The following is a 22,034-nucleotide window of genomic DNA, read 5'->3' as shown; positions in this document are numbered from 1 at the left end:
GACGTTCAGGTCATGGCGTGAGGTTGGGCTAGGCGTTGCCGCCGCGAACATGATGCTCCGCGTCCTGTAAAGACCGGCAAATCCCGCGTCGAATGGGGGCGGCTGCCCGGTTCGACCAAGGGTTCAAATGTCGGATCGGGTCTGGCGATCGGGCGGGTCACGCTGATAGGGTGCGAGGATGACCAAGGCCGAGCCCCGCGCGACATCGCATGACTGGATTGCGGCGAGGCTGTTCCGCCTGTCGCTGGGTGTCTTCTTCATCGGCGGGTTCGTGGCGTCGTCGGTCAGTCTGCTGGTGCCGCGGCTGCGGCTGGCCTGGGGACTGAGCTATGGGGAGGCCGGGGCGGTACAGTTCGCCTCCTTCTCCAGCTATCTGGTCTTTGCGTTGCCGGTCGCCGCCTATGTCGGTCGCCGTGGATATATGCGGGCCAGCGCGGTGGGGCTCGCCGTGATGGCCATGGGCTGCGCGTTGTTGATCGGGGGCTTGGGCAGCCGCCATTATCCCATGGTCCTCGGGGCGCTCCTCTGCGTGGCGACCGGTGCGACCTTTTTGCAGATTGCCGGAAACAACGTCGTGACCGTGGTCGGTGATCCGCGCCGCGCCGCGACCAGGCTGAACCTGCTCCAGGGGTTCAACTCGCTGGGGACGGTCGTCGGGCCGCTGGTGGGGGCCACGACCTTGATCCCTGCCGCGCCTGGAGGGCAGGGCGGGGCGATACTGCCTGCATTGTCCTTCGGCTTTGCGGCGCTGATGCTCGCGGCTCTGGCCTGGGCTTTTGCACGCAACAGGAACCTGCTTCGCGGGCAGGATGCCGGTCGGGCAGGCGGTCTTGGCGGCGGATGGCGCTTTGCCCTGCGCGATCGGCGGTTGCAGGGCGGGGCGATCGCCATCTTCGCCTATGTCGGCGCGGAGGTGACGATCGGGGCGCTGCTGACCGATTTCCTGATGTCGGCGCATGCGGCGTCCTGGCCGCCGGTCGTCGCCGCACGGCTGGTCGCGCTTTATTGGGGCGGGGCGATGGTCGGCCGCTTCGTCGGTGCCGCCGTGCTGCGGCACATGGCTCCGTCACGATTGCTGAGCATGGCGGCGGCCATCGCGCCCGCCCTGGTCCTTGTCGCGGTGATCGGAAGTGGCTGGACCGCGGCGGCTGCTTTGCTGGCGGTCGGGTTGGTCAATTCGGTCATGTACCCCACCATCTATACGATCGCGCTGCCGCCCCAGTCCGATCGGGCACCCGCCGGGGGAATGGTCCTGTGCGTCGCGGTGGTGGGCGGTGCGATCATTCCCGTGCTGACCGGCCTGCTGGCCGATCGGATCGGATTGGTCCCGGCACTGCTCCTGCCGGGCCTGTGCTATTTGCCGATACTGGTCTTTGCGCTGGCCGAGTCGAATGCGCAGGAACTGGCCCGGACGATCAACTCATAGGGGAGTTCGATCGACCTCCGCGTGCCATCCGGTCCGTCGCCGCGATCCGCCAACAGGCTGATGGCGGCGGCGGCCAGATCGGCATTGGGCTGGCGCACGGTGGTCAGTTGCGGCCATGCCATGCGCGCAAGCTGGGCGTCGTCGAACCCGGTGATGGACAGCGCCTGCGGCACCGCGACCTGCGCCCGCATCGCCGCCACCATCACGCCGAGCGCCATTTCGTCATTGCTGGCGAAGATGGCGCTGGGGCGGCGGGGCGCATCGAGCAGCGCCTCGGCCGCGAGGATGCCGGAGCGGAAGGTGAAGTCGCCCTGGCACACCAGCCTCTCGTTCAGGGGCACGCCCGCCGTCTCCAGCGCGTCGCAAAAGCCCAGCCAGCGGCGCTGTGCGGCCGTATGCGTCGGATTGCCCTTGATGAAGGCGATGTCGCGGTGACCCAGGCCGATCAGATGCTCGGCCATGGTCCGTGCCGCAGCCCGGTCGTCGATGGTGACATGGGGCGTCCGCCCGACATCCGTGCCGGGGGCGATGCGGACCAAGGGCAAGCCGTGCCGCTCGAAGATCGCGATCAGTTCCTCGTTATCGCAGATCGGCGGCGTCAAGATCGCACCGCCAAGTTTCAACCCAGCCAGGCTTTCGTCCAGCCGCGCCTGCCAGTCCGGGCGGTCGAGCGACACCGTCTCGATGACGACATGGCGGCCGAGCGAGCGTGCCCGGTCGAGCGCACCGAGCAGGACGTCATTGGCGTAGCTGCACGCCGGATCGTCGAAGAACAGCCCGATCAGGAAGGAGCGGGCGCTCGACAGGCTGCGGGCAAAGGCGTTGGGCTGGTAGTTCATCTCGGCCACGACGCGCGCGACGGCTTCGCGCACTTCAGGCCGGACATGCGCTTCGCCATTGATGACGCGCGAGACGGTCTTGGGGGAAACGCCGGCCCGGCGGGCCACGTCCTTGATGGTAAGCGCCTTCATGGAAAGATCCGGACGAAAGACAAAAGGCGGTACGCCGTACGGGCGGGGCCGAGAAGATGCGAGGGAGGAAGGCGAACCGTCCCACAGGCCGGGGCCTTATGCAATCGGGTGCGTTCCGCGTGCAGGACGTATCGTGCTCCTAATTGGGAAGCCGCGTGATTGATCGTTGACATCGTTGTCAGTCTTCGGGACAACGCAAGGTGAAAACGGGAAAACCGGGAGAGGATCATCACGTCGACCTGCGCGCTGCGATGGCGCGGCGTCGGGTGAACCCCAGCCTAAATCCCGCGCCATCGTTGGGAGCGCCTCATGACTTATCGCCACGCCCTGATCGTCGCGCTGCTTGCGGGCGCTGCTCCAGTCGGCGTCTCTGCCCAGCAGGGTGCCGCGGCACCGGCTGGTTCCGACGAGAGCGTCTGGCGCAACAAGGGGGCGCCTGCGCTCGATCGGGCGCGGGCGCTGGTCAAGGCGATGACCCGTGATGAAAAGCTCGCCTATGTCCACGGGCTGTTCCCGCCGATGACCAAGGAACGTCATGCCGACATGATCCCGTCGGCGGGCTATGTGCCGGGTGTGCCGCGCCTGGGCATCCCGACCTTGCGCGAAAGCGACGCCAGCCTGGGCGTGGCCAACCAGGTCGAGCAGCGCAAGGGCGATACCGCGACCGCGCTGCCCGCCAGCCTGGCGACGGCAGCCAGCTTCGATCCCGCCATCGCCTATGCGGGCGGGGCGATGATCGGGACGGAGGCGCGCGCCAAGACCTTCAACGTGTTGCTTGCGGGCGGCGTGAACCTGACGCGCGACGCATGGAACGGGCGGAATTTCGAATATCTGGGCGAGGACCCGCTGCTCTCCGGGATCATGGCGGGGGAGTCGATTCGCGGCGTCGAATCCCGGCACATCGTGTCGACCGTCAAGCATTATGCGCTGAATGCGCAGGAGACGGGCCGCAACATCCTGGATGCCCGTATCGACGAGAAGGCCCTGCGCGAAAGCGACCTGCTGGCTTTCAAGATCGCGATCGACGGGGGCAAGCCGGCATCGGTCATGTGCGCGTACAACAAGGTCAATGGCGACTATGCGTGCGAGAATAGTTTCCTGCTGACCAGGGTCCTGCGCGACGAGTGGCGCTATCCCGGCTTCGTGATGAGCGACTGGGGCGGCGTCCATTCGACCGAGAAGGCCGCGCTGGCCGGGCTCGATCAGGAATCCGGGCAGGAACTGGACAAGCACATCTATTTCGGCAAGCCGCTGGCTGAGGCGGTGGCCAGCGGCCGCGTGCCGGAGGCACGGCTGGACGAGATGGTGACCCGGATCCTGACCGGGGTCATCGCCAGCGGCCTGTATGACGACCCGACACCGGCGACCGCACAGCCGATCGACTATGCCGCCCATGCCGATATCGCGCAGCGCGCCGCCGAGGCGGGCATCGTCCTGCTGAAGAACGATCGCGGCGTCCTGCCATTGGCGGCGACGGCGAAGCGGATCGTGCTGATCGGCGGTCATGCCGATGTCGGCGTGCTGTCGGGCGGCGGGTCGAGCCAAGTTCGCTCGGTCGGCGGCGTGCCGATCGAGATCCCGCTGACCAAGGGCGCGGCGGCATCGTTCGCGCGGATCACCTATCACAGCTCGTCGCCGCTGCGCGCGATGCGTGCGATCGCCGGCAATGCGCAGGTCAGCTTCGTCGACGGACGTGATCCGGCGGCGGCGGCCGAGGCCGCCAGGACGGCCGATGTCGCGATCGTCTTTGCGACCCAGTGGCAGACCGAGGCGCAGGACGCGACTTCCCTGTCGCTACCCGATGGCCAGGATGCGCTGATCGCCGCCGTGGCCAAGGCCAACCCGCGCAGCGTGGTGGTGCTGGAGACGGGCGGGCCGGTCCTGATGCCCTGGGTCGGTCAGGTCGCGGGTATCGTCCAGGCCTGGTATCCCGGCCAGCGCGGGGGTGAGGCCTTGGCGCGTGTCCTGTTCGGCCAGGTCGATGCGTCGGGCCATCTGCCGATCAGCTTCCCGGCGCGTGTCGATCAACTGCCCCGACCGCGTCCGGTGCTGCCCGCCGGGGTGACCGCGCTGACCGACGCGTCCAGCAATGCGGGCGTCGTCGACACCGGCGATCTGGCCCCGTTTCCCGTCGATTATGCGGAGGGCAGCAATGTCGGGTATCGCTGGTACGCTGCGCGCGGCGACAAGCCGCTCTATCCATTCGGCTATGGCCTGAGCTACACGCGTTTCCGTTATGGTGCGGCGCGGTTCACCGGCGGCGCGACCCCGGCTGTCGAGTTTGCCGTGACCAACACCGGGCGGCGTCGGGGCGTGGCTGTGCCGCAGTTGTACGTGACGGCCGCGGGGCAGGGGCCGCTACGACTGGCGGGCTTCCGGCGTGTCGAGCTCGCGCCCGGCGAAACCAAAAAAGTGTCGATCGCCGCCGATCCGCGCATCCTGGCGCGGTGGACGGCGGGCAGCGGCTGGGCGACCGCGCCGGGCCGTTATCGCCTGACGCTCGCCACCGATGCGCAAAGCCCGGTCGCGAACGGCGAGGTGAGTGTGGCGGCGGGAACACAGTCGCCCGGCTGATTGATCGGGCACCGCGCCGTCGCGGCATTTTGATTGACACCGATGTCGGTCGGTATAGCAATGATCTATAAAGAAAATAATTAGCCGAAACCATCGGCGTAAACGCGGCGCAACCAAAGCCGCAAAGGGAGAGGTGGGATGAAGGGGAAGACGCTTGCGCGCGTGCTCGTGCGCTCGACATCGGTTCTGGGCCTGACGGCGGGATTGCTGCTGGCCTCGCAGGGCCAGGCACAGACCGCGCCGATCGATCCGCAACAGGGTACGCCCCAGGCCGATACCGGCAGTCAAACCCCCGCGCCGGGTGAGGCGAGCCCGACCAATCCCCAGCCCGAAACCAGCTCCGGCGACATCGTCGTTACCGGCGTTCGTGCCTCGCTGGAACGCTCGATCGCCATCAAGCGCGACTCCAATGGTGTCGTCGACGCGATCAGCGCGGAGGATATCGGCAAGTTCGCCAACACCAACCTGGCCGAGTCGCTTCAGCGCATCACCGGCGTTTCGATCGACCGGCGCAATGGCGAAGGTTCGACCGTCACCGTGCGCGGTTTCGGCGCGCAGTATAACCTCGTCACGCTCAACGGCCGCCAGCTGGCGACGTCCAACATCGTGGCCGTCGGCGGCGACCAGGGCGGCGACGGCGCGGGCGGCTTCGGGCGCTCGTTCGACTTCTCCAACCTCGCCTCGGAAGGGGTCAAGACGCTGGAGGTCTACAAGACCGGACGCGCGGCCATTCCGTCCGGCGGTATCGGCGCGACGGTCAACGTGGTCAGCCGCCGTCCGCTCGACAATGCCGATACGGGCCTGGTCGGATCGCTGGGCGTCAAGGGCAGCTATGACAACAGCTCGGCCGATTGCATCGACTGCGGCGCGCGGGTCACGCCGGAAGCATCGGGCACCGCCAGCTGGACGGATAGCGAGAAGCGTGTCGGCGTGTCGCTGTTCGGCAGCTATCAGAAACGCAATTTCAGCTTCGCCAGCGTGGCGCCCGACAACTGGAATATCCGGTCGCTGAACGACTTCCTGAACCCCTCGAACGGCTTTGTGAACGGCGCGACCAAGATCAACAATCGCCCGACCGGCAACCCGCTGGTATCGGTGCCCAACGACTTCCGCTACCACTTCTCCGAGGCCAGCCGCGAGCGGATCAACGGGCAGGCGATCCTGCAATTCCGCCCGACCGACACGCTGACCTTCACTGCCGACGGCCTCTATGCCCAGCTTCGCCAGTCCGAGCGCCGGTCGAGCCAGTCCAACTGGTTCAATCGTCCGTTCAGCGAGGTGACGTTCGACGATGCCAGGAACGGCATCGCCACCACCCAGTTCCTGGCCGAGACGATCAATGGCGTGAAGGACGCCGCGTTCGAGCAGGCCTACCGCGCGCAAAAGAACAAGCTCTACGATATCGGCGGCAACATCGAATGGAAGCCGAGCGAGCGCTTCACCCTGTCGGTCGATGGCCATGCCGGCGAGGCGCAGAGCCTACCCGACAATCCCAATGGCCAGACCTCGACCACCGTGGCGATCAACGCGCCGGTCGTAACCGGCCACACGCTGCGCTGGACCGATCGCGGCTTCCCGCAACAGACGCTGGCGATCAACGACGGCACCACCAGCGTGTCGCCGACGGGGCAGACCTTCATCAAGGGCAACAATAACGGTGTGCTGGACGTCGGCGATCTGGCGAGCGCGGTGCAGCGCCAATTCGCCTCAAACCAGACGCAGCGTATCCGCGAATTGCGAGCGGACGCCGCCTGGGAGTTGACCGACCAGGTCCGCTTCGATGCGGGTGCCGATTACCGCACCACGACGACCCGCCAGACCCAGTTCAACACGCGTCAGGTGCTGGGCGACTGGGGCAATTCGCTGCCGCCCGATATCGCGCGGCTGGCACCGGGGCAGGTCTTCCAGTTCTGCAACACCTGCAAGTTCGAGCATAACAACCCGAACGCCGATCCGAACACCCAGATCGCCTTCCGAACCGAGGATGCGACCAAGCTCTACAACACGCTGTTCAACTATTATTCCGGCGTGACGAACGACGGGGTCGACCACCGCAACAATATCGACGCCAACAGCGACAATTCGGTACGCGAGAATATCTGGTCCGGCTATCTCCAGGGGAGCTGGAACGGGCAGGTCTTCGGCCGTAACGCACAGGTCGTGGCGGGGCTGCGCTACGAGAATACAAAGGTGCGCGCCGTGTCGTTGCAGCCGGTGCCGCTGGCGATCGTGTGGACCGCGGACAACGACTTCGTGGTGCAGAACAGCACCGACCAGCAGGCGATCTCCGCGCGGGGATCCTACAACAACTGGCTGCCCGCCGTGGACGCCAAGATCGAGGTGCTGGACAATCTGTTCGCCCGCGCCTCGTACAGCAAGACGATCTCGCGCGCACCATATGGCAACCTCTTCGCCTCGACCGGGGTCGGCGCGCCGGGGCGGCCGACCGCAATCGGCGGCATCGCGACGGGCTCGTCCAACAATACCGGCCTGCTGCCGCTGTCGTCGGACAATATCGACCTGTCGGTCGAATGGTATCCGCGCAAGGACGTCTTCCTGTCGGCGGGCTTCTTCGACAAGCGGGTGCACAATTTCATCGGCAACACGGTGGTGAACCGCAACCTGTTCGGCCTGCGCGATGCGACGTCGGGGCAGGCGGGCACCCGGTCGGGTACGGCCCGCGAGCAGCTGGCGAACACGTTCGGTGCGGACATCACCGACGTGAACCTGTTCACCTACACGGCGCTCCTCCAACAGAATGCGGGCAATGTCGCGGCGGCCAATGCGCAGTTCGCGGCCAATTACAACACGCAGAGCCGCGCGCTGAACCAGGGCTTTGTCGACTCGATCCTGAGCCAGATCGACATCAGCCCGAATGCCAGCGATCCGCTGTTCAACTTCGCGGTGAACACGCCGATCAACAACCGCGACGCGCATATCTATGGCGTCGAGCTGGCGGGCCAGTATTTCCTGGGCGACACCGGCTTCGGCGTGGCCGCCAGCTATACGCTGGTCCGTGGCAATATCGGGATCGACATCGCCGCCGATCCCAGTGTGAACACCTTCGCGCTGGTCGGCCTGTCCGACACCGCCAATGCCACGCTGATCTATGACAAGAACGGCATTTCGATGCGGCTGTCCTATAACTGGCGCGACAAGTTCCTGAGCGACATCAACCGTGGTGGCGATCGCAACCCGGTCTTTACCGCGCCCTATGGGCAGCTCGACCTTTCGATGAGCTTCGACCTGACGCCGCGCTTCGCGCTCGGCTTCGAGGCGATCAACCTGACCGAGGAGGGTGTCCAGACCTATGGCCGCGACCGGATGAATACCTGGTATCTGGCGGAAGGCTCCGCCCGCTATCTGGTCGGCGCCCGGTATCGTTTCTGATTTCGCGAAACTCGGAAGGCCGCTGTCCCCCCTGCGGTCTTCCGGGTACATGAGGCGATCATGGCCGCACCTGTCCTGCTCAACAATATCGACCATCGCGACCTGCGCGTCGCGATCGGCCATCACGCGCGCTTCGGCGATGCCGTCAACCAGACGCGGGTATTCCCCGCCGAATATGAGGAGTTGCAGCGCGAATATGCCATCGTGCTGCGCCGGGACGAGGCGGGGGCGCTCTATGCGACCGTCCTGCTGGGCCTGGACCCCGACGAAAATCTGTTCCTGGCCGACGACCGCTGGGACGCGCGCTACATTCCCGCGACCCGCGCACGCGGGCCCTTTTCGATCGGCCATGACCCGGATGGCGAACCGATGGTGTTCGTGGATCCCGAGCATCCGCGTCTGACCGCCGATGGCATGGCGGTATTTCGTCCGCATGGTGGCAATGCGCCGCTGCTCGACCATGTCTCGGTCATGCTCCAGCGCATCTATCAGGGGGTGCAGGGTGAGCAGGCGCTGTTCCAGGCCTGGGAAGCGTTGGGCTTGCTGACGCCCGCCGTCCTCCAGCTCGATCTGGACGAGGGGCGGCGGTACACTGTCCCGGATTGCCTGACCATCGACACCGGGCGGCTGGCGGCATTGGAGGGCGAGGCGCTGGGCGAACTCCACGCGCGTGACCATCTGCGTCCCGCGTTCTGGATCGCGTCCTCGCTCGGCAATCTCCAGCATCTGATCGACCGCAAGCTGCGCCGGGACGTCCATGGCTGATCGCCTGCCCGTTGCGCGACAGGCGCGTGAGATGACGATCACGGGCGAGCCCGACCTGGCCGCACTGGTCCTGCGGAACGAACCGGTGATCCTGCGAGGCTATGCGGCGAACTGGCCGCTGGTCCGCGCCGGTCTGGAGTCCGCCCGCACGGCCGCCGACTATGTGCTGCGCTTCGATCGCGGGCGGCCTGTCACCGGTTATGTCGGCGAAGCGGCGATCGAAGGGAGGTTCCACTATGACGCCACCGCGACCGGCCTGAATTTCCAGGCCGTGACCGTGCCGCTGTGCGACTTCATGGCGCAGGTGCTGGACGGGGCGGAGGGTTCGCCCGCGCTCTACATGGGATCGACCGATCTCGACGCCTATCTGCCCGGTCTTCGGGACGAGAACGCGCTCGTGCCGTCGGACGGTCTGTTCGCGCGGCATCCGCCGATGGCCAGCATCTGGATCGGCAACCGCACCATCGCCTCGGCACATTACGACATGGCGAACAATGCGGCGATCTGTGCGGTCGGTCGGCGCCGGTTCACGCTGTTCCCGCCCGACCAGATCGGCAATCTCTATCCCGGCCCGCTGGCCCCGACGCCGGGCGGCCAAGTGGTCAGCATGGTCGATTTCGCCAGGCCCGATCTGACGCGCTATCCTCGCTTCGCCGAGGCGATCGATCATGCGGTCGTGGCCGAGCTCGAACCCGGCGACATGCTCGTCTATCCGGCCCTATGGTGGCACCATGTCGAGGCGCTGGAGGCGTTCAATATCCTCGTCAATTATTGGTGGAATGCAGCGCCGGACTATCTCGACACGCCGATGGACACGGTGCTGCACGCGATGCTGTCATTGCGTGACCGGCCGGACGCCGAGAAGCAGGCTTGGCGGGCGATCTTCGACCATTATATCTTCGGCCAGCCCGAGGCGGTTATCGGTCATCTGCCCCCGGCGTCGCACGGTCCGCTCGCGCCGCTGGACGGGGCCACGGCACGGCGGCTTCGTGCCTATCTTCTGCAAAGGCTCAACCGATGAGCGATCCCCGGCCGCAGACCCGTGTCGTCATCGCAGGCGGCGGGACGGCGGGGTGGCTGGCGGCGACCGCGCTGGTGCGGCAACTGGGGCCGCTGGTCGATGTCGTGCTGGTCGAGTCCGACGAAATCGGAACCGTCGGCGTGGGCGAGTCCACCATCCCGACGGCCCGCAGCTTTCACGCGTTCCTGGGGATCGACGAAGCGGCCTTCATGCAGGCGACGCAAGCGACCTTCAAACTCGGCATCGCGTTCGAGAACTGGGGAGGGCTGGGCGAGCGCTATTTCCACCCCTTCGGAACGGTGGGCCGATCGGTAGCGATCGCCGATTTCCAGCATTTCTGGCTGGAGGCGCGGCGGCACGGTTTCGGCGGCGCCTATACCGATTACTCGCTGGAAGCGCGGGCGGCGGCGGTGGGCCGGTTCGGGCGCGATGGCGCCGATACGCTGGCCTATGCCTATCATCTCGACGCGACGGCCTATGCGCGTTTCCTGCGCGGAATCGCCGAGCCCGCAGGCGTGCGCCGGATCGAGGGACGTATCGTGCAGGTCGAGCGCGACGGAACCAATGGCGACATCGCGGCGCTGCACCTGGCAACGGGCGACCGGATCGCGGGGGACCTGTTCCTCGACTGCACCGGATTTCGCGCGCTGCTGATCGACGGCGCGCTTCAGACCGGCTTCGAGGATTGGAGCGAATGGCTGGCCTGCGACCGTGCGCTGGCCGTCCAGACCGAAGCGGTCGGCGCGCCAGTGCCCTATACACGGGCCATCGCTCATCGGGCGGGGTGGCGGTGGCGGATACCGTTGCAGACGCGGGTCGGAAACGGCCTGGTCTATTCCTCCGACCATATGAGCGAGGACGAGGCGACGGCCACCCTTCTCGACGGCGTAGAAGGCACCCCGTTGTTCGCCCCCCGTGCCCTGCGCTTCTGCGCCGGGATGCGGCGAAAGGCGTGGAGCCATAATTGCGTCGCGCTGGGCCTGGCGGCGGGCTTTATCGAGCCGCTGGAGTCGACCAGCATCCACCTGGTCATGATTGCGGTGATGCGCCTGATCCAGTCCTTCCCGTTCCAGGGCGGGGAGAGCACGGCGCTGGCGGCGCGGTTCAACGCCCAGTCCCACCACGAATGGGAGCATATCCGCGACTTCATCATCCTGCACTACGCACAGACGGAACGTGCGGACTCGCCATTCTGGGATCGTTGTCGATCGATGGCGGTGCCCGAGACACTGGCCCAGCGCATGGCACTGTTCGCCGAGAGCGCGGGGGCGTGGCAGGGGCAGGACGACCTGTTCAAGATCGACTCCTGGGTTTCGGTCATGTTGGGGCAGAAGCTGATGCCCCGGGACCATCACCGGATCGTGCGGATGCTGTCCGAACAGGCGTTGCGGGAGTCGTTAGAGGGGCTGGACGAACAGTTGTCGAGGCAGCTGCAGCCCATTCCTGATCATGCCGCCTACCTCACCCGATATTGCCCCCATTCCGGCTAGGGGCGATCGAGATTGAAGCGGCGAGGTCTTCTTTTTCTCCCCTGTAAGGGGAGGAATGGACGACTGCCGATCCACGCTACCGGAGGGTGCCGGCTCCTACCTCGCGCTACTTAACCAGTCAGGTCGCCCAGCATCGGATGGGTGATGTCGCTCAGGTCGACCAACTGACGGGCCTGGAGCTGTCCGTCGCAGCCCATGGCGGGCAGCAGGACGAGGGGCGGGGCGACCGGGTGCCGGTCATGGTGCTGACCGCCCGCGATGCGCTGGACGACCGGGTGCGGGGGCTGGACCTGGGTGCGGACGATTATCTGCGAAAGCCCTTTGCGCCGGAGGAACGGGAGGCGCGGATCCGCGCACTGGGACGGCGGCTGGTGCTGGCCCTGATATTGGGTGAGCTTCTGCTGGTGGGCGTCGCCATGCTGCTGATCCGCCCCGCGCTCGCCTGGAGCCTGCGTCCGCTCGCCGATGCGTTCAACCATCTGCTCGCCCGGCTGGACAGCGCGACGGCGGGGATGCGGCGCTTTACCGCCGATGCCTCGCACCAGATGCGCACGCCGCTGGCGGTGCAGGTGGCGCTGGCCCGACGGGGCAGTCCGACCGCGTTGGGCGAGATCGCCGAGGCTGCCGATCGGCTGGAGCATCTGGTGACGCAGCTCCTGTCCTTGGTCCGCGCCGAGGAGGCAGGCGTCGCACCACCGCGTGCGCCTGTTGACCGCGTGCGGCTCGACGCCACGTTGGACATCGTCGACACGCGGCCGGGGTTGCGGATCACGCTGGGTTTTCCAGAGTTGGTCCTGACCCGCCATGAGGATTGTCGACGACCATGACCGACCGACCCAAGCTGCTCGTGACCCGCCGCCTTCCCGAGGCAGTGGAGCGTCATCTGGCCGAGGCCTGGGACACGACGCTCAGCGCCGATGACCGGCCGCTCGACGCCGTCGCGCTGGCCGAGGCGATGACCGGTTACGATGCCTGGATGCCGACGATTACCGACCGGATACCCGCCGAACTGTTCGCCGTGCCGGGGCGGCGGGTGCGGATCATCGCGAATTATGGGGCAGGCATCGACCATATCGACCTGGCGGCGGCGGGTGAGGCGGGCGTGATCGTGACGAACACGCCGGACGTCCTGACCGAGGCGACCGCCGAGATCGCGATCCTGCTGATGCTGATGACCGCACGACGCGCGGGCGAAGGCGAGCGCGAATTGCGTGCAGGCCAGTGGAGCGGATGGCGTCCCTCGCATCTGATCGGGCAGGCGCTGTCGGGCAAGACGCTGGGGCTTGTCGGTTTCGGCCGGATCGCGCAGGCGACGGCGGCCAAGGCGCGCGGGCTGGGTATGACGATCCGTTATGCCAGTCGCTCGGCCGCTATGTCGGAGGTCGAGCAGGCGCTCGGTGCCGAACGCGTGCCGTCGATCGCGGAACTGGCGCAGGCTTGCGATGTCCTGTCGCTGCATGTGCCGGGTGGGGCGGACACCCGGCACATGGTCGATGCAGGCCTGCTGTCGCAGATGCGGCCCCATGCCATCGTGGTGAACACCGCGCGCGGGTCGGTGATCGACGAGGCGGCGCTGGTCGACGCATTGGATCGGGGCGTCATCGGCGGCGTCGGGCTCGATGTCTATGAACGGGAGCCGCAGGTTCATCCCGGCCTGCTGGCGCATCCCCGTGCGGTCCTTTTGCCGCATATGGGCAGCGCGACGATCGAAGCGCGGACCGCGATGGGCCTTCGCGCGGCGGACAATCTGGCGGCTTTTTTCTGTGGCGAGGAGCCTGCCGATCGTGTCGCCTGAGGCGGTGATCGCCCCATTGGTCCGCGACCGGCTGGCGGCGCGCGGGGCAGGCGATCCGCCGCTGGTCCTGGGCCTGTGCGGCGCGCAGGGCAGCGGCAAGTCGACCGTCGCCGCCCGGCTGGCCGAACAATTTGCGGGCACCGCGATCCTGTCGCTCGACGACCTGTACCTTACCCTTGCCGAGCGGCGGCGGCTGGCGGCCGAGGTCCATCCCCTGTTCCGGACGCGCGGGGTGCCGGGCACGCATGACGTCGCGCTGGGCGTCGAGACGCTGGCGGCGATCCGGCGCGGCGAACGGCCCGCCTTGCCCCGGTTCGACAAGGCGATCGACGACCGCGCCTGCGCCAGTGGCTGGCCCCGAGCGCCGGCGTCCTGTTCGTTGCTGATCTTCGAGGGCTGGTGCGTGGGCGCGCGACCGGAAAGCGACGAGGCGCTGATCGAGCCGCTCAACCGGCTGGAGGCGGAGGAAGATGCCGACGGCGTCTGGCGCCGCCATGTCAATCATGCCCTGGCCACCGCCTATCGGCCGCTGTTCGATCCCATCGACCTGCTCGTCGTGATGACGCCCCCCGACTGGTCCATGGTGCTGCGCTGGCGCACGCAACAGGAAGAGGTGCTGCGCCGCTCGCGGGGGTGTGAAGATGGCGTGATGGACGCCGAGCAGCTAACCCGCTTCGTCAGCCATTATGAGCGGCTGACCCGCCACATCTGCGCCGAAATGCCGAGCCGGGCCGACCTGTGGCTACCGCTGAACCCCGATCGCGCCCTGGCGGCCGCGCCCGGTGTCAGTCCTGTTTGCGAAAGGCCATGTTGAACGGGCCGGTGACGATCCGGCCGGTGATCGGCGTGGTGCCGGGGTCGAGCTGGACGATCAGGTCGGTCGACAGGATGAAGAAGCGGTCGGGGCCTGCGGCGTAGAGCGGCTCGCTGGCGCCGTCCTTCAGCGACAGGGTCAGGCCATCCGCCGCCCCGCCGATCGAAAAAGTGCCAAGCCCGGGAATGGCGTAGGTCCCGGCCAGTCGCGCCCGCGTCGCGGCGGGGATCGGGACGCGGGCGCGCTCGATGGTGCGATAACGTGGCCAGTCATAGGCGGCCGCGACGCTGCGCGTGATTTCGAGCGCGAGTTCGTTGCCCTGCGCGCCGTTGGTCATGACCGCGACGCCGTCTCCGGTCCCGGTGAAGCTGACCAGAAAATCCTCATACCCCATATTGCTGCCGCCATGGGAGGCATCACGGTTGTCGGGCGTGCCGTGCACCTCCAGGCCCAGGCCGTAATCGCCCTTGCCAGGCGTCAGCATCTGGGTCGCAAGCTGCTGATCGAGCAGCGCCCCCCTTTTGCCCTGCGCGCTGTCGCGCACCGCGACGGCATAGTGCAACAGATCGGTCGGCGTGCTCCAGAGCCCGGCGGCGGCCAGTTCGGGATAGGTGCGCGGACCACCGGGCAGCGGATGGCCCATGGCGTCATGCGGCAAAGCCGCGCGGGCCAGTTCAGCTGAGGGGAAGGGCTGGGCAAAGCGACTGTTCGTCATGCCCGCCGGACGCAGGACCTCGTCGGTCAGCACCTGGGCAAAGGACCGCCCGGTCACATCGCCCATCAGTTTCTGCACGACGGTATAACCGCCGCCCGAATAGCGCCAGGCCGTGCCCGGCGGCGTATCGACCACGACCGCTTCCGTATTGGCGGGCGCGCGGCCAGCCAGGATATCCTCGACAGTCGGCAAAGGGGCACCGGCGGGGTAGCCGGGGAAGCCGTGCACGGTCGTCCCCGCCCTATGGGCCAGGAGTTCGCGCAGCGTCACCGGCGCGCCGGGCGGCACCGGCAGCTTCCACCCCTTCAGCCGTGCGTTGACGTCGCCGTCGAGAGAAAGCCGATGCCGCTGGACCAGCCGCAAGGCGGCCAGCGCGGTGACCGGCTTGCTGATCGACCCGGCCTGGAACAACGTGTCGGGGGTGACCGGCCCGCCATCGGCGCGGGTGACGCCATAGCCCTTGGCCCATTGGATGACGCCGTTGTGCATGACCGCGATGCTGACGCCGGGGACGTGCAGCCGGTCCATCTCGGCCGTCAGGGTACGAAGCGGCGGCGGCGATCCCGCGAGCATCACCGCAGGCCGCAAGCCCTGCTCGGTCATCGCGACCGTCGGGGGCCGCAATTCCTGCGCCGACGCGGGGGCCGAAAACGCGCAGAGGAGGCATGCCACGCCGGTCAGTCTGCTCATGTCTCACACCCATCTGCGTGCTGTATCGGCCATGCAGGTGGGAAGCGTCCCACAGCGTCACAAGCCGACTGACGGACAGTTACATATCCTGAAACGGAGGCAGTGGAACGGCAACCCGGATTTGTCCGACCGTTGCGGTATGATGCAACGTCTCATATGTGGCGTCCGACATGATCCAGCGAATTGGAAGTCGATCCTTGAACTTGCATACTGCCTCCATCCTCGGCGTGATCCTGCTTGCGACGGGCGGTGCGTTGCCGGGGCAGGAGCCTTTGCGCCTGCCGCCGACACTGCCCTGGTCGGGAAAGAGCGAGACCCTGATCGCCCCGGCGAACGACCCCTGGATCACCCCGGCGGAGGCCGCGCAATTCCGGACGACGCCGCGCTATGCCGAGGTGCGGGGCTGGCTCGATCGCCTCGCCGCCGCGTCGCCGCTGATCAAGGTGCAGACATTCGGCCGCACCGGCGAGGGACGCGAGATGGTCTATGTCCGCGCCAGCAAGGGGGGCGCGCGCAAGCCCGTGGTCCTGGTCCAGGGCGGTATCCATGCGGGCGAGATCGACGGCAAGGATGCCGGGCTGATGCTGCTCCGCGACATCGCGCTGCGGGGCAAGGACAGCCTGCTCGACAAGGTCGATCTGGTCTTCGTGCCCATCTACAATATCGACGGGCATGAACAGACCAGCGCCTATAACTACCCGCATATCCGGGGACCGGCCGAGAAGGGCCGCGATACGAATGCGCGCGATATCGACCTGAACCGCGATTACGCCAAGCTGGATGCGCCGGAATCGCGTGCGATGATCGGCCTGATCCGGTCGCTCGATCCCATCCTCTATATCGACTGCCATGTCAGCGAAGGCTTCGACATGCAGTATGACGTGACCTTTACCTATGCCGGTTGGGGCACCTATGCGCGCCACCGCGCGACCGCCGACTGGCTCCAGGGGCGCTTCGGTCCGGCCGTGTCCGGTGCGCTGACCGGGGCGGGGCACACCCCGATCATCTATCCCAGCCCGATCGATGCGCGGTACCCGGAAAAGGGTATCCGCTACAGCCCGGAGGGGCCACGCTACTCGACCGGCTATGGCGATTTCGTCGGTATCCCGACCGTGCTGGTCGAGAACCATATGCTCAAACCCTATCGCCAGCGCGTGCTGGGCACCTATGTCCTGCTGGAGGCGGCGCTCAAGATCGCCGCCAGCGATGCCGACCGGATCGCCGCCGCCAAGGCACGCGACCGTGCCAGCCGTCCGGCCGAATTGCTGACCCGCTGGCAACCGAAAGCCGAGCCGATCGGCTGGATCGACAATTTCAAGGGTGTGGCGTTCGACACCTATCGCTCGCCCGCATCGGGCCGGGACGAACAGCGCTGGCTGGGCAAGCCGATCACGTTTCGGATGCCGATCATCGGTCAGGAGGCAACCGAGACGGCCCGCCTGCCGCGCGCCTGGTGGGTGCCGCCATCGCAGACCGACGTGATCGAGCGTCTGCGCCTGCACGGTATCGCATTCGACACGATCGCCGCCCCCCGCACCCTTCGCGTCGACCGGGTCCGGCTGGTCGATCCGCAGGTACGGAAAGCCAGTGAGGGACGCTATCCGATCACCGCGCGCTTCGTCCACGAACCGGCCGAACAGACGCTGGCTGCGGGCAGCGTCCGGGTGTCCGCCGACCAGCCGCTCGGCCTGCTGGCGGCGGCGCTGCTGGAGCCCGAGAGCCAGGACTCGTTCCTGGCCTGGGGTTTCTTTCCCGAGATGCTGTCGCCAGCCCCCAGCACCGATGCCTATATCCTGGCCGCGCTGGGCGAGCGGTTGCTGGACACCGATGCGAAGGTAAAGGCCGCGTTCGAGGCGAAGCTGAAGGCCGAACCGGGCTTTGCGGCCGATCCCGATGCCCGGCTGGCCTGGCTTTACGCCCAGGCCGGGCCGGGTCATCCCTATCCGTTGCGTTACCCGATCCTGCGCGAGGTCGACTGAGCCCCCGCGCGACGGCCCGCCAGGATCAAGGCTGCGGCTGCGACGGGGTCGGTGCAGCGGCTTCGGCGGCCTTGCGCATCTCGGCGATTTCCGCAGCCGTCTTGAAGTCGAGCATCTCGACCTGGAAGACCAGGTCGGAATTGGCGGGGATCTGTCCGGATTCCCGTGCGCCATAGCCGAGCGCGGCGGGAATGCAGAGCCGGATGACCCCGCCGCGTCCGACCAGTTGCAGCCCCTGCGAAAAGCCCGGAATGACCGCGCCGACCGGCATTGGTGTCTGCATCGACTGGTCGAAGGCCGCACCGGTCGCGGCGAGATAGCCGATATAGTTGACCAGGACGGTGTCGTCGGCCGTCGGCTTGGCACCCGTCCCCGGACGCAGCACCGAATAGCCCAGGCCCGACGGTGTCTTTGCGGTGCAGGTCCGCTGCGCCGCCGGGACGATCGGGTTCAGCGGCAGGGATATGATACCGCCACCGGCCGGGGTCGGTGCGGCAGCCGGTGGCCGCGTCTGGGCCCCGGCGACCACAGGCGATGCCATGATGGCGGACAGGGTGAGGGCGGCGGCGAAGCGGCGGCGCAGGTGGGGGAAGTTGGTCATGTTCCGGGGCCTAACCGCCTGACCGGGGGCGATCAAGCGGGCGAACGGCTCAGCTTCTGGTCTTGCGCAGGATCGCGGTCAGCGCCGTATCCAGCGCGGACAGAAAGCGCGACCGGTCCTCCTTGCCGAAAGGCGGCGGCCCGCCGATCCGGTCGCCGCCCGCCCGCAGGTCGGCCATGATCGCGCGAACGGCAACCGCGTTGCCGATCGAACTGGTGGTGAACGGCTTGCCGTTGGGCGAGATCACCGCCGCGCCGACCTTCAGGCAACGATCGGCGAGTAGGATGTCGGCCGTGACCACGACGCTGGCCGGATGGGCGCGCTCGGCGATCCAGTCGTCGGCGGCATCGAAGCCCGCGCCGACGACCTCGCGCGTGATGAGCGGATGCGGCGGCACCCGCAGATGCGCGTTGCTGACCACGATCACCGGCACCTCCAGGCGATAGGCGACGCGGTAGATTTCCTCCTTTACGGGGCAGGCGTCGGCATCGACGAGGATCTGGGGTTGGTGTTGCACCCTCCCGCCATGCCACGGTGCGACCGCAGACGGCAATGTTTGTCGGACCGTCGCGCGGATCGCCCGGTCAGACGGTGCAGGTCCGCACCGCCTGCGCCAGCACGGTCAGCGGGTCGCCGGTCGGCACGAATTCATGCGCGAAATAGCCGTCGAAAGGCAGGTCGGCGACGCTCTTGGCGACCGCCCGCCAATTCACCTCCTGGCTATCGTCCAGATTGTGGCGGCCCGGCACCCCGCCCGTATGGAAGTGGCCGATCCAGCGGATATTCCTGCGGATCGTGGCGATCAGGTCGCCCTCCATGATCTGCATGTGGTAGATGTCGTAGAGCAGCTTGACCCGTGGCGAGTTCACCTCGCGGGCGACGCGGACGCCCCAGTCGGTGTGGTCGGCCATGTAATCGGGATGGTCGACCTTGCTGTTCAGCAACTCGACGCAGATGGTCACGCCGTGATCCTCCGCGATCCGCTTCAACCGGTTCAGGCCTATCACGGTGTTCGCCGCGCCCTCCTCGTCCGACATGCCGCGCCGATTGCCCGAAAAGGCGATGACATTGGGTACGCCCGCCTTGGCGGCTTGCGGAATGCCGATTCGAAAGGCGCGTTCGATCGCGTCGTGATGCTCGCGCCGGTTGAGCCCGTCGGCGATGGTCATCATCTCGGCGGCATAGCCCATGGTGCAGCGCAGGCCGTGGCGGCGCGGCACGTCATATTCGGCGGGTTGCAGCAGGTCGATGCCCTGCAAGCCGATCCGGGCCGCCGCCGCGCACAGCGTGTCGAGCGGAATATCCTGATAGCACCAGCGACTGACCGACTGTTTCAAGCGGCCACGCGGAGCCGGCGTCGCGGCGATCGCACCGTGCGTGGCGCAGGCGGCGAGGGAGGATCCGATGAGGTGGCGCCGGTTTATCATGGCGACAGCCTAGCCCGGCAGATGACCAGCGCAAGGGCGTGACGGCTCTCTCGACGATGGCAACGGAGCATTAAGCATCGTGCATTACGTATAGGGTAATGAAGGTGCGGGAGAGGCCGTGAAGACAGTGACGAAGATGCCTGGCCCGGATCGCGCGGAGCCCTTTTGCTCCGATGGCCGACCGCGTCCCGATCCGTCGGCCGATGCCGGTCGGGTCGCAGCGCTGGAAGCGGCGGTGGCGGACCTGCAGGCACGGCTGGCCGACAAGGAGGCGCGCTTCCAATATGCCTGCGATCTCAGCAACCAGATCCTGTGGACGACCGCGCCCAATGGCGATGTCACCGAACTTCCTGCTCTCTGGGAGACGCTGACCGGTCTCGGCATTCGCGACAGTCTGGGTGCCGGCTGGACACGGGCGCTGCATGGCGACGACAAGGTCGCGACGCTGGCCCGGTGCAGGGCCGCGCTGGCACTGGGCGAGCCTTTCGAGTTCGAGCAGCGACTGGTGATGCGGAACGGTGAGGCCCGCTGGTTCCACAGCCGCCTGACGCCGCGCCGGGGGCCGGATGGCGCGATCCGGTGCTGGTACGGCACGATGGAGGACCGGCACGATGCCCGGCTGGCCGAGGAAGCGCTGAAGGCCAGCGAGACGCTGACCCGCAACATCCTGGAAAGCACGACCGACTCCGTGGTCGTCATGGACCGCGAATGGCGCATCACCTTCATGAACATGCGCGGGGCCGAGTTCGTCAAACTGATGCGCGGCGGGACGGTCGGCGACTCTTTCTGGGATATCTATTCCGAATATCGCGGCTCGGAATATGAGCTCCGCTATCAGGAGGCGATCGACACCGGCAAGCCGGTCCGCTTCGACGCCTATCTGCCGAATGTGAACAAATGGCTGGAGATCAAGGCCTGTCCGACGGGTGACGGGCTGGCGGTCTTCTTCCATGACGTGACCGAGGCGCGCCGGGCCAGCGACACGCTGGTCCAGCTTGCCCATCAGGACCCCTTGACCGGGCTCGCCAACAGGGCGGTCTTCAACCAGGCGCTGGGCCATGCCTTTGATGGTCGCCTGGAGCGGCAGACGCACATCCTGCTGCTCGATCTCGACCAGTTCAAGGAGGTCAACGACACGCTGGGCCATTCGGTCGGCGACGATCTGCTGCGCGCCGTGGCGGGCCGTTTCACGGCGGCGCTGGGCGAGGGGGATGTGCTGGCGCGGCTGGGCGGCGACGAGTTCGCGGTCGTCCATCTGCCCCAGTCGGGCGCCAGCGATGCCGAGGGTCTGGCCAGTGCCCTGATGGCCGCGCTGGCGAAACCCTTCGCCGTCGACGGGGTGGCGATCAAGCTGGCCGCGAGCATCGGCATCGCCTCCTCGTCGCCAAGCCATAGTTCGGAGAACGACCTGTTCCGCGCGGCCGACATCGCGCTCTACCGCGCCAAGGCGGAAGGGCGCGGCGTCATCCGGACCTTCGACGCGCCGATGGCCGAGCGGGCGCAGGCGCGCCAGTCGATGAAACGCGACCTGGAGGTGGCGTTGGGCCGGGGCGAATTGCGGCTGGTCTATCAGCCCATCATGGACATTGCGACCGGCCAATATGCCGGTGCCGAGGCGTTGCTGCGCTGGCGACATCCGGTGCAGGGAGAGATTTCGCCAGCCGAATTCATCCCGCTGGCCGAGGATACCGGCCTGATCGTGCCGCTGGGCAACTGGGTCCTGTCCGAGGCATGTCGAACGGCAGCGTCCTGGCCGCAGGACAGGATGATCGCGGTCAACCTGTCACCGGTCCAGATCCGCGACGAAAGCCTGCCCCTGCGGGTGATCGGCGCCCTGGCCGCAGCGGGACTGGCAGCAGGGCGGCTGGAATTGGAGATCACGGAGTCGGTGCTGCTGAGCGAGAACGAACGCAATCTCGCCATACTGCACAGCCTGCGCAAGGCGGGTGTGCGGATCGCGCTGGACGATTTCGGAACCGGCTATTCCTCGCTATCCTATCTGCGGCATTTCCCGTTCGACAAGCTGAAGCTAGACCGTTGCTTCGTCGGCGATCTCGGCAGTTCACGCCAGTCGCAGGCGATCGCGCGCGCGGCGGGCGAGATGGGACAGGCCTTTGCCATGACGACCACCGCCGAGGGCGTCGAGACCCAGCAGCAATTCGATTGGCTGCGCGCCAATGGCTGGTCGCAGGCACAGGGGTGGTTCACCGGACGACCGATGGAAGCGGCAGCGATCGCGGAGCTGTTCGCGGTTTCGGGCGAATACCGGAGCGAAGGCATCGCGGCGGTATCATCCCCGCCCGCGATGCGCCGCGTGAGCTGACGCGGCCGCGCTCCTACCCTTGCCGCGATCATCGCAAATCGCCGGTAAGGCCC

General features: G+C 67.1%; 16 protein-coding genes. 11 read left to right on the top strand and 5 right to left on the bottom strand.

The window, feature by feature from the left end; translation table 11 throughout:
* The first annotated feature begins 178 nt into the window (after positions 1-178).
* Entirely contained in the window at positions 179-1,426 is a 1,248-nt protein-coding gene (locus tag SOM26_RS02795) for an MFS transporter (RefSeq protein WP_320451194.1), read from the top strand.
* Here the strand turns inward: SOM26_RS02795 and SOM26_RS02790 are convergent.
* Positions 1,354-2,397 (bottom strand): LacI family DNA-binding transcriptional regulator, encoded by a 1,044-nt coding sequence (locus SOM26_RS02790; RefSeq protein WP_320451193.1) that lies wholly within the window; start codon positions 2,395-2,397, stop codon positions 1,354-1,356. The genes SOM26_RS02795 and SOM26_RS02790 overlap by 73 nt on opposite strands.
* Before the next feature lie 309 nt (positions 2,398-2,706).
* Between SOM26_RS02790 and SOM26_RS02785 the strand changes: the two genes are divergently transcribed.
* The 8 genes from SOM26_RS02785 (at position 2,707) to SOM26_RS02750 (ending at position 14,246) form a co-directional block, all read left to right on the top strand.
* The gene (locus tag SOM26_RS02785) at positions 2,707-4,971 is read left to right on the top strand and encodes a beta-glucosidase family protein (RefSeq protein WP_320451192.1); all 2,265 of its coding nucleotides are present in this window, start codon (positions 2,707-2,709) and stop codon (positions 4,969-4,971) included.
* A gap of 138 nt (positions 4,972-5,109) precedes the next feature.
* Positions 5,110-8,361 carry a TonB-dependent receptor gene (locus SOM26_RS02780; RefSeq protein ID WP_320451191.1) on the top strand — a complete coding sequence of 1,084 codons (3,252 nt, stop codon included), beginning with the start codon at positions 5,110-5,112 and terminating at the stop codon, positions 8,359-8,361.
* 60 nt (positions 8,362-8,421) lie between these two features.
* Positions 8,422-9,126, top strand: a complete 705-nt coding sequence (locus tag SOM26_RS02775; RefSeq protein WP_320451190.1) for a SapC family protein — start codon at positions 8,422-8,424, stop codon at positions 9,124-9,126.
* Positions 9,119-10,147: a cupin-like domain-containing protein gene (locus SOM26_RS02770; RefSeq protein WP_320451189.1), complete on the top strand. Its 1,029-nt coding sequence runs from the start codon at positions 9,119-9,121 to the stop codon at positions 10,145-10,147. The genes SOM26_RS02775 and SOM26_RS02770 overlap by 8 nt, the downstream gene beginning before the upstream one ends.
* Positions 10,144-11,637, top strand: a complete 1,494-nt coding sequence (locus SOM26_RS02765) for a tryptophan halogenase family protein (RefSeq protein WP_320451188.1) — start codon at positions 10,144-10,146, stop codon at positions 11,635-11,637. Before SOM26_RS02770 ends, SOM26_RS02765 begins: the two co-directional genes overlap by 4 nt.
* Before the next feature lie 137 nt (positions 11,638-11,774).
* Entirely contained in the window at positions 11,775-12,464 is a 690-nt protein-coding gene (locus SOM26_RS02760; protein ID WP_320451187.1) for a hybrid sensor histidine kinase/response regulator, read from the top strand.
* Positions 12,461-13,432 (top strand): 2-hydroxyacid dehydrogenase, encoded by a 972-nt coding sequence (locus SOM26_RS02755; RefSeq protein ID WP_320451186.1) that lies wholly within the window; start codon positions 12,461-12,463, stop codon positions 13,430-13,432. The genes SOM26_RS02760 and SOM26_RS02755 overlap by 4 nt, the downstream gene beginning before the upstream one ends.
* A complete protein-coding gene (locus tag SOM26_RS02750; RefSeq protein WP_320451185.1) occupies positions 13,422-14,246 on the top strand; it encodes an AAA family ATPase in 825 nt (274 codons plus the stop codon). The genes SOM26_RS02755 and SOM26_RS02750 overlap by 11 nt, the downstream gene beginning before the upstream one ends.
* Here SOM26_RS02750 and SOM26_RS02745 read toward each other — a convergent pair.
* Positions 14,218-15,651, bottom strand: coding sequence for a serine hydrolase domain-containing protein (locus SOM26_RS02745; protein WP_320451184.1), 1,434 nt, complete (start codon positions 15,649-15,651; stop codon positions 14,218-14,220). The genes SOM26_RS02750 and SOM26_RS02745 overlap by 29 nt on opposite strands.
* Before the next feature lie 170 nt (positions 15,652-15,821).
* Between SOM26_RS02745 and SOM26_RS02740 the strand changes: the two genes are divergently transcribed.
* Positions 15,822-17,630: a M14 family metallopeptidase gene (locus tag SOM26_RS02740; RefSeq protein ID WP_475527923.1), complete on the top strand. Its 1,809-nt coding sequence runs from the start codon at positions 15,822-15,824 to the stop codon at positions 17,628-17,630.
* Between the two features lie 25 nt (positions 17,631-17,655).
* On the opposite strand, the gene SOM26_RS02735 is transcribed toward SOM26_RS02740, so the two are convergent.
* The 3 genes from SOM26_RS02735 to SOM26_RS02725 all read right to left on the bottom strand — a co-directional run bounded on the left by SOM26_RS02735 (position 17,656) and on the right by SOM26_RS02725 (position 19,658).
* Positions 17,656-18,231, bottom strand: a complete 576-nt coding sequence (locus SOM26_RS02735; RefSeq protein ID WP_320451183.1) for an FKBP-type peptidyl-prolyl cis-trans isomerase — start codon at positions 18,229-18,231, stop codon at positions 17,656-17,658.
* A gap of 49 nt (positions 18,232-18,280) precedes the next feature.
* A complete protein-coding gene (locus SOM26_RS02730) occupies positions 18,281-18,748 on the bottom strand; it encodes a YaiI/YqxD family protein (protein WP_320451182.1) in 468 nt (155 codons plus the stop codon).
* 67 nt (positions 18,749-18,815) lie between these two features.
* Positions 18,816-19,658, bottom strand: a complete 843-nt coding sequence (locus SOM26_RS02725) for a hydroxypyruvate isomerase family protein (protein WP_320451181.1) — start codon at positions 19,656-19,658, stop codon at positions 18,816-18,818.
* Positions 19,659-19,794: 136 nt separating this feature from the next.
* On the opposite strand from SOM26_RS02725, the gene SOM26_RS02720 reads away from it, so the two are divergent.
* Positions 19,795-21,981, top strand: coding sequence for a putative bifunctional diguanylate cyclase/phosphodiesterase (locus SOM26_RS02720; protein WP_320451283.1), 2,187 nt, complete (start codon positions 19,795-19,797; stop codon positions 21,979-21,981).
* The last annotated feature ends 53 nt before the right edge of the window (positions 21,982-22,034 follow it).

This window comes from Sphingomonas sp. CFBP8993 (genome assembly GCF_034044895.1).
Lineage (GTDB): Bacteria > Pseudomonadota > Alphaproteobacteria > Sphingomonadales > Sphingomonadaceae > Sphingomonas.
The sequence above is the reverse complement of the archived record's forward strand: the minus strand, read 5'-3'. Positions and strand labels throughout refer to the sequence as shown.